Source organism: Oceanobacillus sp. FSL W8-0428 (genome assembly GCF_038004405.1).
GTDB lineage: Bacteria > Bacillota > Bacilli > Bacillales > Amphibacillaceae > Oceanobacillus > Oceanobacillus sojae.
The window spans coordinates 4,665,491-4,678,012 of sequence record NZ_JBBORB010000001.1 but is presented as its reverse complement, the minus strand read 5'-3'; the positions used below and the strand labels follow the sequence as shown (position 1 = coordinate 4,678,012).

Here is a 12,522-nt window from a genome sequence, read left to right as displayed (position 1 = left end):
AAAGCTTATCAAATGAAATAGAAGGTAAATGTATTTGAATCATTTTACTTTCAAATTCACAAGAAAAAACGGTGTTTTATTTCCGTGACACGTTTGAAGGAAAGCTGTATACTACTTCTAGAGAGGTGCAGGTGAATGGAATTTAATATTGGCCCCAGGATGTTAAAGACAGGGCTGGCAGTAACATTAACATTATTAATTACAAGCTTTTTTGATATGGAATATGCTGTTATCGCAGCGATTGCATCTGTTATAGCAATGCAGCCGTCTATTATGCGCTCATTTAATTATATTAAAGAAGTAGTTATTGGAAATTCTGTCGGAGCAACGCTCGCCATCTTAGGGGTGTTTTTACTCGGAAGTCACCCTATTTCAGTCGGGGCAGTTGTTATATTATCAATTGCAATTAATATCAAGCTGGGCTTGACCAAAACAATTAATTTAACGGTTTTAACCATTGTCAGTATGATGGTAGCAAGTCACGGAGATCATATTAATTTTGTGTATATTTTATCCCGTGTATCTCTGGTAGCCATTGGGGTGCTTTCTGCTTTTATTGTTAATGTATTTGTAAATCCCCCAAACCATCAAAAGATTCTGTTTCAGATGATTAAGGAAGCCAGTGAGAGCTCTCATTTTCTTCTGCGGGTTATTCCGAGCAATACAATGAGTGTACCGCAAATTCGTGATGAAGAAAGAAAAGTGGAGAAGCAAATAAATAAAATAAGAGACTATTTTGATATTATTACAGATGAAAAAAATAGATTATTTATTCGAAAACGAAGATCGTTTTTCCGGAATATTGTGATCTATAAGCAAATGATACAGGTATTACGGAAAAAGCATACACTGATTGTAGAGCTGGAGAAAAATTTAAAGGAAATTGAACAAATGGCAGCCGGTAAATCCTTCTTGATTAAAAAATTGGTCAGTGAAATCAATAACTATAGTGAAAATGTCTTCCTTATGTATGAAGACCGCATCGTCTTGGACCGAGATTTACAAAAAGAGACAAAACAGGCGATGGGTGTAACGATTAATAATTTAATTGATGCATTGCAGGGTACAGACTATGAAAAATGGCATTATGTTTTTCCTGTTGCGAATAGTATCGTAGAACTTTTTTATGAACTGGATAAGTTGGAAAAATATGTCCGTAAAAAAGGATTACATGCAGATGGCAAAATATAAAGCATAGATATGAGACGAAGGAGATTGTGACATCGCAGTCTCCTTCGTTTTATGTTTAAGGAAATATAAAACGAAAATTCATTTCGCAAGAGCTTTTGTTCTTCCTCTATAAAAAAGTTTATCTGCGGTAAATTTTTGCTTGTCAATACCAGGAAAATAGGTATATTTATCTCCTGTTTTGTATATAGTAGTAATACTATATATAGAAGGGGGAGTATCAATTTGGTACGTTTTTTATCTCGTCATGAACTAGAAAATCTTTATTATATGTATGAACGGTATGAGGAAACCTACCAGACTTTACAGCAAAGCAAACAGGAGCATATCCCGGAAGATCTGCGGATACAAATAGAAGAACAAATGAAAATTGTTAAAAAGCAGCAGCATCAAATGCTTTCTTCATTAACATAAAAAATCGTGTAGGTAACTCTATCTACACGATTTTTATGGATTTTATTATTTTTTATTTTGAAGGTTTTCCTTTATATAATCAATAAATTCATTCGCCTTTTGTGTTGGAGCATTTGTGAATAAACTAACAAAGATGAACAGTAATGTTGATAGAATAAGCCCCCATAGGCCAGAAGCTAGTCCGAACGGTTTTGCCTGCAGCAGCTCTAAAATCAGAACAAGGGTACCGGGGATGATGGTACTCGCTAATACAGCAGCAGCTGTTCCTCTTTTCCAAAAGAATGCGCCGATAATAGCCGGAACAACAACGATTAAGCCGGCAGAGGAAGCAACGGATAATACTGCGATCAAATCCAACTGCAGTTCTGCGAATAAATAAGCCAGCAAGGCAATAACAGGAATAATAAATTTTCCAATCTTAAGCTGCACGCGATCTGTGGTATCCTTGCGAATATTTCCATATACGTCTTTTGCAAACATAGATGATAATGTAAGCAGTATAGAATCAATGGTTGAGACTGCAGCGGCAATAATACCTACCATTACAATAACAGCCAAAACAGGCGGTATTGCTGATGAAGACAGTACAACAGGTGTTGCTAAATCAGGATTATCCAGGCCTGGCTCCAGTAAGAAAGCGGAGTAACCCCAGAATATGGATACAAAGGTATAAATCAATCCAAATATCATAAATCCTAACAGCATATGCCGCATGCTTTTTAAAGAAGCGGGCATAAACAGACGTTGACTGACTTGCGGATTGGAAATACTAAAGAAAAACCATGGTATGGTTAATCCAATAAATGTTAAAAAGCTAAAATAGCCATTACCAGGCACTGTCAGCATTTCAGGATGATTAGTTTCCAGCTGCTGAAAGAATCCTGCGAAACCGCCTAACTCATGAATTAAAAAGAGGACAACCAAAGTGGATCCGATAATCATAAATAGCGATTGCAGAGAATCTGTCCAGGCAACGGAGCGCATTCCGGCTATATAAGCAAATATAATTGCTAAAATGACAGCGATAATTACCCCGCTACTGAAAGAGATTTGCTGGTTTGATACCCCCTGTAGTAAATATCCTACACCAGCCAGCTGTACGGCGCTATATGGGATGAGAAAAAGACAGTTACTAATAGCAATTGCAATGGCCACAGCTTTACTTTGATAACGATCACCAATCATTTCAGAAGGTGTAATATATCCATATTTTTTGCCCACAATCCAAAAACGCGGACCAAAAAATGAGATTAACGATACACCCATTAAATAAATTAATTCGAAGCCTAGTGCACCGATACCGCCACGATAGGTAAGTCCTGCTAATCCGACCAGCATAAATGCACTGTATGTAGTAGCACTATAGCTTAATGCAGAAACAAAACCTCCCATTTTTCGGTCTCCCAGGAAATAAGCTCCCATATTAGTCTGTTTGCCGGTCCGTGATAAAAAAGCGATAAAAACAGATACAGCAATATAAATTCCTAATCCCCACCAAATAAGCGACACGTTCATTCCTCATTGCCCCAATCTTTTGTCAGTATTGTATTGCATGCGATTACAATTAAAGTTAATATCAACCAAAAAAGAAAGCTTCCATACCATTTTTCAACGTCTTTAAGAAGTGTAAATGGAATAATAAAAGCAGCAAGAACAATAATTCCAATAATAATCGCTAAGCTTTTTTCCTTCATGTTAATACCTCCATTTATATATGTGATTCAATTCACAAGAAAAAGAATGTGAATTCGTTAACAATCATAGCAGATAGTTCATAAATTTGCCACATTTTTTTGTGAATGTGAAAATATAATTTTTAAACTGCGATTTTCCGAATGGTGAAAGTAAACAACGCTTAAATGAAAAAACAGCTAAAACCTGACTTCTGGTAAAGGGATAAGGAAAGCTTTAGCCAAAGAATAGGGGATTAGTTATATGTGTTTAAACCGTACATTTTGATTCTTATGACAGCGTTTGCGAGATGTTGATTTATCAGATAAACTTAGAAGAAAAAAGGAGGATTAAGATGGAAACTTTACAGGTTGGCAGAGCAAAGCTCACTTGGCTGAATGGGGGCGTAACACATCTGGATGGCGGATCTATGTTTGGTGTAGTGCCAAAGGCGTTGTGGGAGAGAAAATATCCAAATAACGAAAAAAATCAAATCGAGCTGCGTACAGATCCTATTTTAATGGAGTTGGATGGCTCTTATTTGCTGATTGATTCAGGAATTGGATGGAATAAATTATCTGAGAAACAGAAAAGAAATTTTGGGGTGTTGGAAGAAACGAAATTAGAAGCATCTTTACTGGATTTGGGGCTTACTGTTGATGACATTGAGATCGTATTAATGACACATCTTCATTATGATCACGCGAATGGTTTAACAAAGCTTACTGATGAAGAAAAATATGAATCTGTGTTTAAAAAAGCAAAAATTTATGTTTCTCAGGTGGAGTGGGATGAGATGCGACACCCTAATATCCGGTCGGTAAATACGTATTGGGAGGAAAATTGGAAGCCGATTAGTGAACAAATTTGTACCTTTACAGATGAAGTGGAAATTTTATCAGGATTAACGATGGTCCATACCGGCGGTCATAGTGATGGACACGCTATTATTCGGTTCCAAGATGATAAGGAGAGCTTTTTACATATGGCAGATATTATGCCGACGCATGCACATCAAAATAAGCTCTGGGTTCTTGCATATGATGATTACCCTGTCCAATCCGTATTACAAAAAGAATACTGGATGAATCAGGGCTATAAAGAAAATGCATGGTTTACTTTTTATCATGATGCGTATTTCAGGGCAATTAAGTTTAATGAAACAGGAGAAATAATAGATCAGATAAAGCGTATGCGCTACGCTTATAAATAAACGGTAGAGTGAAAATAAAAGGAGCAGCAATCTCTAAAAGAGAAAGCTGCCCTGAATAAGCATTGTATTAAACGGCTGCTTCTGTATCTATAACTGCGCCGGTTTCTATGTCTACGTAGAAATCAAATTGTTTGTTAGCACCATCAATATTTCTGGTTACTCCACCGCGGTACACATCGTAAAGCAGACCGTTTCTTTCTAATTCTTCCGGTTTCATGTAAATCCAGGAGCCGCTGATAGGTCCATTACGTTTAAACATTTCTTTTGCATGATTTAATGCTTTTTCTGGAGTGATTTTTGTTTGATTACTTACTTGTTCACGTGCAATATATCCGATAGCAATACCGATTGCTGCTGCAAGTAATACCTTCTTTTTGCTCAATTTATTCACCTCTGTTTTAGTAAGATTCAATGTCTGCTATATGTGTAGTATATCGTAATTTGACGGAGAAATACAAACAATTGAACATAAATACTGGAAAGAGTTTCACTTTTTCGAGTATACTTGCAGTAGTGTTAATACAGTTTTTTAGTCGATGCAGTAATATACTTAGGAGGCTTTTTAATGAATAAAGAAACGCTTACATTGTTTAAGAATTTAACAGAATTACAGGGCGCACCAGGTAATGAGCATGCCGTTCGTAATTTTATGAAACAAGAACTGGAAAAATACTCCGATGAAATTATTCAGGATAATTTAGGTGGAGTATTTGGCGTGAAAAATGGTAAAGGGCCTAAAGTGATGGTAGCAGGGCATATGGATGAGGTCGGCTTTATGGTGACACAGATTACGGATAACGGAATGCTCCGCTTCCAGACATTGGGGGGCTGGTGGAGTCAGGTTATGCTGGCCCAGCGTGTCCAGGTGATGACAAAAAAAGGGCCGGTTATTGGAGTTATCGGGTCTATTCCGCCGCATTTACTGACAGATGCACAACGTGGCAAGCCGATGGAGATAAAAAATATGTTAATTGATATCGGAGCGGATGATAAAGAGGATGTAGCACGTATCGGTGTCCGACCAGGAGATACTATTGTTCCGATTACGCCATTTGAACCAATGGCTAACAAGAAGAAAATCCTGGCGAAAGCTTGGGATAATCGTTATGGCTGCGGCTTAGCCATTGAGCTTTTAAAAGAACTGCAGGGAGAAACCCTTTCAAACCAGCTTTATTCTGGTGCAACTGTACAGGAAGAAGTAGGTTTACGTGGAGCTCAAGTGGCAGCTAATATGATAAAGCCTGATATTTTTTATGCTTTAGATGCTTCGCCGGCAAATGATGCATCCGGAGATAAGAAAGCATTTGGACAATTAGGAGAAGGAGCTTTATTGCGTATCTATGACCGTACGATGATTACGCATAAAGGTATGCGAGAGTTTGTACTCGACACAGCAGAATCGAATAATATTCCTTATCAATATTTTATTTCTCCAGGCGGTACTGACGCTGGTCGTGTCCATTTATCTGGTGATGGAGTCCCTTCAGCAGTTGTCGGAATCTGCTCAAGATATATTCATACATCAGCATCCATTATTCATGTAGATGATTATGCGGCTGCGAAAGAATTAATTGTTAAACTTGTTAAAACAACTGATGAGACAGTTGTTTCCGGGTTAAAGCAGAGCTGACAAAATGCAGCAAACTGTTATTATAGGCTCGAAGAATCCGACAAAAGTAGAGGCTGTAAGAAATGTCTTTTCTAATTTTGAGGTGAACTCACTGGAAGTTCCATCGAATGTTTCTGTTCAGCCTTTTTCAGATGAAGAAACACGAATTGGTGCGATTAATCGTGCGAAGGGGTGCATATCAGGCGAGGCTGGTTCAATAGGAATCGGTTTAGAAGGAGGAGTAATGTATGTAGATGATACATTATTTCTCTGTAACTGGGGAGCATTGGCTACAGCAGACGGAGAACTGTTTACAGCAAGTGGAGCAAGAATAGCTCTTCCAAAAGAATTTGAAAAAGAACTTAAAACAGCTGGTGAATTAAGTGTTGTGATGGACGCATATACAAAAAAAGAAAATGTCCGCAGTCATGAAGGTGCGATTGGTATTTTTACAAATAACCTTGTGTCAAGAGAAGATATGTTTACACATGTTGTACAGCTTCTTAAAGGACAGCTTGATTTTGCAAATAAATAGTTAACAATAAAAAAACAGGCCTTCGGGCCTGTTTTTTGTTAATCACCAAAATTTACTTATTCGTAGATATACGCAATAACATCTAAAGCCTGCTCTACAGATTCTACGGTAATATTTGCTTTATTTGACAGCTCTTTTAAAGGATGAATTAATTTCTCTGGGCGAATAATAATCGTTGGTTTTCCTAAAGCTATAGCAGTGCTTGCATCCATGGCAGTATTCCATTGCTTATACTCTTCTCCGAATAACGCAATAACAAGATCTGATTTCTGCATTAAAACCTGTGTTCGGAAATTATTAACACTTGAAGCAGCATCATCGCGATAAAAATTACCAGGCTGTTTTCCTAAAATTGCCTCACCAATATCATCAGAACGATCATGATTTGTTTGCGGGGAAACAAATGTTAAAGGAAGCTTTTTTTCCTCGGCAAGCTTTTTAACCTCTTCTCTCCAATTATCATGAATTTGTCCAGCCAGATAAACAGTTAAATTCATTCCAATCCCTCCCAATCAATGTTATCTTTATAGTAAATGTTTTTTTAAATCTTGTTAAGTTATTTGATTACTTATGACAAAAGGTTTTTTTGTGAAAATGTTATTTGTGTCGAAGAAGAAATAACAACCTATGATAATTAATGTAACTAGCATAGTGTAATCTTGAACGATTGCTAAACAGATTTTCTTCAGGGAAAGATGAAACAAGGTAACTTGATTGAAAGAAAATGGGCAGCAAGCTATTATAGAGAAAGAGAAAGGGTGTTTAAAATGAAAGAATTACAAAATACAGAAGAATTTAATGCGTATATTCAGGAAGGACCTGTTGTTTTTTTATTTACTGCAGGCTGGTGTCCGGATTGCCGTGTGATTGAACCGGTATTGCCTGAAATAGAAGAAGCATATTCGCAATTTGAATTTATTGAGGTGAACCGGGACAATTTTATTGAACTGTGCCAGGAGTATGATATTTATGGCATTCCAAGCTTTCTTGTGTTTGAAAAAGGAGCAGAGCTTGGCCGGTTTGTTAGTAAGGATCGAAAAACGAAAGAAGAAATTGAATCCTTTTTAGAGGATGTTCAAAAAGCCCAATAAAAATGACACGGCGATAAAAGGAACTTCTACTAATAACGCCCACGTCATGTGGGCAACGCAGAAGCCACCGCATCCTGCGGAAGTGCGTTGACGAATTTTTTCCGATGGGACTGCGATTACTCGTCCCACCAAAAGCGTTACTCACGTATTGTTAGGCATAGAGGAACTTCTGTTGTGGACAACACAGAAGTCATCACGTCTTGTGAAAGTCCGTCCGGAAAAAATTCGTCGCCTTGAACTTCTTGGCCCTGTTTATCGGACTTTTTGAACACGCACTTTTAGAGGGGCTTTCTAAATAAACAAGGAGGCATTTTTATGGCAAAAATGACCAGCATCAAGATGAAGCATCTGCTGGAGGATGAATTGAAAAATCCCGATTATCGGATTGTGTACAAGCGTGATGATGATGCAGTGCGAATTGAGTGGAAAGAATCAAAAGAAGGAATGACGGTTTCCCTGCCTAACTTAATTGCTAAATACAATGAGCGGGGTATGGAAGCTGTCGATGAAATTGTGGAGCATGTTCACGAAGCTCTGAAAATCATGAATCAGACACAGCATTTAAAAGGAATGGAGAAACAGATTTTTCCAGTGCTGCGTTCTCCTTCTTTCCCAACGAAAACAAAGGCAGGAAAAAAGCTTATTTTTAAGGATCACACTGCAGAAACAAGGGTTTTCTATGCACTTGATTTAGGAAAATCTTACCGCCTTATTGATGAAGAATTATTAGGGGAAGAAGAATGGACTAAGGAAAGGCTGGATGAAATAGCGGCTTTTAATATTCGTTCTCTATCTTATCAGCCCAAAGTGGACCAGGTAGCAGGAAATGATTTCTATTTTCTCGCAACACAGGACGGTTACGATGCCAGCCGCATTTTAAATGAAGCATTTTTAGAAGAAATGCTTGCGAATGCAAAAGGGGAATTAACCGTTGCTGTACCACATCAGGATGTTCTTATTTTAGGTGACATTCAAAATAAAACAGGTTATGATATTTTAGCACAGATGACCATGAAGTTTTTTGCAGATGGAAGAATTCCGATTACTTCTTTGCCATTTGTTTATGAAAATAAAAAATTAGAGCCAGTATTTATATTGGCGAAAAATAGACCTGAGAAAAATTAGGAGTGAATGTGATGGATGTTTTTTATAACCGCCAGGGAATCGGAGATGTATTGATTCTCCCTATTAAAGAAGGAAACCGATACGAATGGAAGAAAGAAACAAATGATGATATTACAAAAATAACTTCAATAGAGGGGGAAGTGCTTGGATATAATATCTTTCAAGCTTCCACATATTTTAATTTAGATGAAAAAAAGGGTGCCATTCCTTTAACAGAGGATTTTTTAGCAGAAATTCGTACACTTTTCCAGCAAAAAGGTATAGATGACCCCCTTGAATTTGATTTGCGTCCGAAATTTGTAGTAGGATTTGTTAAGTCAAAACTGGCTCATGAAAATGCGGATAAATTAAGTGTATGTCAAATTGATGTTGGAGAAGAAACCTTACAAATCGTTTGTGGTGCCCCTAATATTGATGAAGGCCAAAAGGTTGTGGTAGCCAAAGTAGGTGCGACAATGCCAAGCGGTATGAAAATAAAAGCATCTGAATTAAGAGGCGTACCTTCCAATGGAATGGTTTGTTCGCAAAAAGAACTGGGCTTACCAAATGCACCGCAGGAAAAAGGTATTTACGTACTAGACGATGCTTATCAAATTGGTGAAGAATTTACATTTTAACTTACAAATCCCTTGTGCCAGCAGGGGATTTTTTAACAGGTAGATCAAAGCTGAACTTTATCGCAGGAATAATGTAAATACCCGTAAAAAACTGCTAAAATAAACAGTATGAACAATTAAGGAAATGAGTGAATGCATATGTGGTGGGAGCAATGGAAAGAACGGCTCAAAAACATATTTACAAAAGAAGTGGAAGTAGAAGAATTAATTGAGGTTGAAGTGGAAGACTCTGAAAAACAACCAAATATCCAGACAAAAATGACATACCATTATCCTTCCGGACGAACATTTAAGTTTCCGGTAATTCCTGATACTGTTGATCAAAAGAAAGAACAGCCAATTGACAAACAACCAAGCTACAAAAGAAGAAATCAAGAAATTGTACAGGAAAGAAGAGAAAGAAGGCAAATCAGAGAGAGCAGAGAAAATAGAGAGAACAAAGAGAACAGGCAAAGAAAAGAAACCATTTCAGATAAAAACTCAAAGAATCTCCGTACATTGCCAAATCAAAGAAGAAAAGAACCTTCGCTGCATACACGTAATAAATTGCAGGAAGAAAATAAAACGGGCAGAAAAGTTTATAAGAAAAATCCGGATGTTCCTTTTCAGCCGACTGAGGTTCCATCCCCAATTTACGGTTTTCAGTCAAGAGAGTCTAAATTACTTCATGAAGTGCCTGCTTATCAAAGAAAAGAAACGAACTATCAAACAGATTATGAAGCAGCCGCTGCTATAGAAGATACAGCTGTCCATTCTGAAGCACTGGCGAAAGAGCAGGAGATACTGCTGTCATCAAATAATGCAATATATCATTCTGAGGAAGAACAAACTGATTTATTGAAGGAAGAAAGTAAATCAAACAGCTTCCAGAAGGATAGTTCAGCAGAGGATACAGAATTAGAGCAAATAAAAGAAGAAGAGCAGGAAGTCAGTACTGAAGAGGATACAGAAATAAAAGAAACAGCTGATCAGGAAAAAACTTCCATACAGGAAAAGGATGCTCAATCTCAAAAAAGAAATCCAATTCATACAACAGCCGGTAACCAAAAACCTGATTATAGTAAGCGAACCAATACTGCAACGGCTTTTAATGTAATGATGACTCCGCGGGATAAAAAGAATTTACATGAACAGAAAAAACGTGAGGAAACATTTCAGAGATTGCAGGAAGCACATCAAAAGCGGGAAGGGGAGCTGCGTAAAGCAGAAGAAAAAATCAACAAAGCACATGTTGAAAACACAGTACCTTCTAATACAATTACTGCTACGCCTCTTGAGCAAAAAACGAGAGATGTTCCTTTACATTTATTAAATGATCCTCCTGTTAAATCCACAGAAGAGGATGAGGAATGGCTTGAAGAGCAGCAAAATCTGCTGGAAGAAACATTGAAGCATTTCCAGGTAAAGGCGAAGGTAGTGAAAGCAACGCAGGGACCAGCTGTAACACGCTTTGAGGTGCAGCCGGAGATGGGTGTGAAGGTTAGTAAAATAAAAAATTTGGCAGATGATTTAAAATTAAATATGTCTGCGAAGGATATTCGTATCGAAGCACCTATACCGGGAAAAAACACTGTAGGTATTGAGGTTCCTAATCTGCATCCTGAAATGGTAGGGATCCAGCGTATTATTGAATCAGATGATTTTAAAGACAGCCGGTCTCCGTTGAGTGTAGCCCTAGGTCTCACGATTGAAGGGATGCCCAAAGTAATTGATATTAATAAGATGCCGCATGGTTTGATTGCAGGAGCTACCGGTTCCGGTAAAAGTGTCTGTATCAATACAATTCTAGTGAGCTTAATATACAATGCCAGTCATGAGGATGTAAGGATTCTTTTGATTGACCCGAAAATGGTTGAGCTGGCTCCATATAATGGTATACCTCATCTTGTTTCGCCTGTTATTACAGATGTAAAAGCTGCTACACAAAGTCTTAAATGGGCTGTAGCAGAAATGGAGGATCGTTATGACCGTTTTGTCAATGAAGGAGTAAGAGATATTGGCAGATACAATCAAAAAATGATGCGTGAAGGAAGAACGGATAAAAAAATGCCGTATATTGTTATTGTCATAGACGAGCTGGCAGATTTAATGATGATGTCTCCACAGGATGTCGAAGATGCAATCAGCAGAATTGCTCAAAAAGCAAGAGCTTGCGGTATTCATCTTCTGCTTGCAACACAGCGTCCATCAGTAGATGTTATTACAGGTCTGATTAAAGCAAATATACCTACAAGAATTGCATTCAGTGTATCTTCTCAAGTAGATTCACGAACCATTATTGATTCCAGTGGTGCAGAAAAATTACTTGGAAAAGGAGATATGCTTCTTGTAGAAAATGGAGCTGGTAAAAGTGTTCGTTTACAGGGCCCGTTTGTGTCCGATGAGGAAATAGAACGTGTTGCAAATTATGCAAAATCAATGGCTGAACCACAGTATCTGTTTGAACAGGAAGAGCTGTTAGAACAAATACAGATAGATGAAGAGGAAGATGACCTCTTAGATGCTGCTATCGACTTTGTATTACAACAGAATAGTGCAAGCACGTCCTCCTTGCAAAGGCATTTTAAAATAGGCTATAACCGTGCAGCAAGATTAATTGACTCATTAGAACAAAGAGGAATTATTTCTGGTCAAAATGGAAGCCGTGCGCGGGAGATTTTAATTACAAAAACACAGAGAGACAGTATGTAAGCTGTCTCTTCTTTCTTGATGCAAGAAAAAAGTGAGCGAAAAAAGTTGCTATAATTCTAGAAAGTTACTAAAATATAAAGGGAGCTTTTTAAAAAGGGAAGAAATTTTGAGGCAAAAGCACATCTGATACATTATCTGTATAGAATGAGATATAGGCATTCAGTTATGCAGAAATAGTTTTTTTCTTTATAAGAACGGTCAGTATTCTTACATTTGCTTTCAAAAGCTTTGAAATAAAAAATTTTGCTTTAAAATAAGTAATTTATTTGTTATAATCCATTGAATGGGATAGCGGTTACCCACACCATGGAAAAAAATGCTAATAATTATAGACAAAATGACATGAAAATGAATAGATGAAAAAACGT

The 12,522-nt window shown here is 37.4% G+C and carries 13 protein-coding genes; 9 read left to right on the top strand and 4 right to left on the bottom strand.

Annotated elements, in window-relative coordinates; all coding sequences use genetic code 11:
• Window positions 1–135: 135 nt before the first annotated feature.
• Together MKY30_RS22555 and MKY30_RS22550 are read left to right on the top strand one after the other, a co-directional pair.
• Complete coding sequence (locus MKY30_RS22555) at window positions 136–1,191, top strand: aromatic acid exporter family protein (protein ID WP_156985961.1); 1,056 nt, start codon at window positions 136–138, stop codon at window positions 1,189–1,191.
• Between the two features lie 222 nt (window positions 1,192–1,413).
• Window positions 1,414–1,602, top strand: a complete 189-nt coding sequence (locus MKY30_RS22550) for a hypothetical protein (RefSeq protein ID WP_147210946.1) — start codon at window positions 1,414–1,416, stop codon at window positions 1,600–1,602.
• A gap of 45 nt (window positions 1,603–1,647) precedes the next feature.
• Here MKY30_RS22550 and MKY30_RS22545 read toward each other — a convergent pair whose 3' ends face one another.
• Window positions 1,648–3,117: a sodium:solute symporter family protein gene (locus MKY30_RS22545; protein ID WP_147210947.1), complete on the bottom strand. Its 1,470-nt coding sequence runs from the start codon at window positions 3,115–3,117 to the stop codon at window positions 1,648–1,650.
• Window positions 3,114–3,296 carry a hypothetical protein gene (locus MKY30_RS22540; RefSeq protein WP_147210948.1) on the bottom strand — a complete coding sequence of 61 codons (183 nt, stop codon included), beginning with the start codon at window positions 3,294–3,296 and terminating at the stop codon, window positions 3,114–3,116. Before MKY30_RS22540 ends, MKY30_RS22545 begins: the two co-directional genes overlap by 4 nt.
• Window positions 3,297–3,628: 332 nt before the next feature.
• On the opposite strand from MKY30_RS22540, the gene MKY30_RS22535 reads away from it, so the two are divergent.
• Window positions 3,629–4,486, top strand: a complete 858-nt coding sequence (locus MKY30_RS22535; protein WP_147210949.1) for a YtnP family quorum-quenching lactonase — start codon at window positions 3,629–3,631, stop codon at window positions 4,484–4,486.
• A 67-nt stretch (window positions 4,487–4,553) separates the two neighbouring features.
• On the opposite strand, the gene MKY30_RS22530 is transcribed toward MKY30_RS22535, so the two are convergent.
• Window positions 4,554–4,868: a PepSY domain-containing protein gene (locus MKY30_RS22530; RefSeq protein ID WP_147210950.1), complete on the bottom strand. Its 315-nt coding sequence runs from the start codon at window positions 4,866–4,868 to the stop codon at window positions 4,554–4,556.
• 183 nt (window positions 4,869–5,051) lie between these two features.
• On the opposite strand from MKY30_RS22530, the gene MKY30_RS22525 reads away from it, so the two are divergent.
• Window positions 5,052–6,116, top strand: coding sequence for a M42 family metallopeptidase (locus MKY30_RS22525; RefSeq protein ID WP_147210951.1), 1,065 nt, complete (start codon window positions 5,052–5,054; stop codon window positions 6,114–6,116).
• Window positions 6,117–6,120: 4 nt separating this feature from the next.
• Window positions 6,121–6,630 carry a DUF84 family protein gene (locus MKY30_RS22520; RefSeq protein WP_147210952.1) on the top strand — a complete coding sequence of 170 codons (510 nt, stop codon included), beginning with the start codon at window positions 6,121–6,123 and terminating at the stop codon, window positions 6,628–6,630.
• A gap of 56 nt (window positions 6,631–6,686) precedes the next feature.
• Here MKY30_RS22520 and MKY30_RS22515 read toward each other — a convergent pair whose 3' ends face one another.
• Window positions 6,687–7,127, bottom strand: coding sequence for a YtoQ family protein (locus MKY30_RS22515; RefSeq protein ID WP_147210953.1), 441 nt, complete (start codon window positions 7,125–7,127; stop codon window positions 6,687–6,689).
• A 270-nt stretch (window positions 7,128–7,397) separates the two neighbouring features.
• On the opposite strand from MKY30_RS22515, the gene MKY30_RS22510 reads away from it, so the two are divergent.
• From MKY30_RS22510 to MKY30_RS22495, 4 genes are all read left to right on the top strand, one after another.
• Window positions 7,398–7,721, top strand: a complete 324-nt coding sequence (locus MKY30_RS22510; RefSeq protein ID WP_147211075.1) for a thioredoxin family protein — start codon at window positions 7,398–7,400, stop codon at window positions 7,719–7,721.
• Window positions 7,722–8,036: 315 nt separating this feature from the next.
• On the top strand, window positions 8,037–8,846 hold the full coding sequence (locus MKY30_RS22505) for a DUF1444 domain-containing protein (RefSeq protein ID WP_147210954.1): 810 nt from the start codon (window positions 8,037–8,039) through the stop codon (window positions 8,844–8,846).
• Window positions 8,847–8,857: 11 nt separating this feature from the next.
• Window positions 8,858–9,463, top strand: a complete 606-nt coding sequence (gene ytpR / locus MKY30_RS22500) for a YtpR family tRNA-binding protein (RefSeq protein WP_147210955.1) — start codon at window positions 8,858–8,860, stop codon at window positions 9,461–9,463.
• A gap of 132 nt (window positions 9,464–9,595) precedes the next feature.
• Window positions 9,596–12,154 carry a DNA translocase FtsK gene (locus tag MKY30_RS22495; RefSeq protein ID WP_246145165.1) on the top strand — a complete coding sequence of 853 codons (2,559 nt, stop codon included), beginning with the start codon at window positions 9,596–9,598 and terminating at the stop codon, window positions 12,152–12,154.
• The last annotated feature ends 368 nt before the right edge of the window (window positions 12,155–12,522 follow it).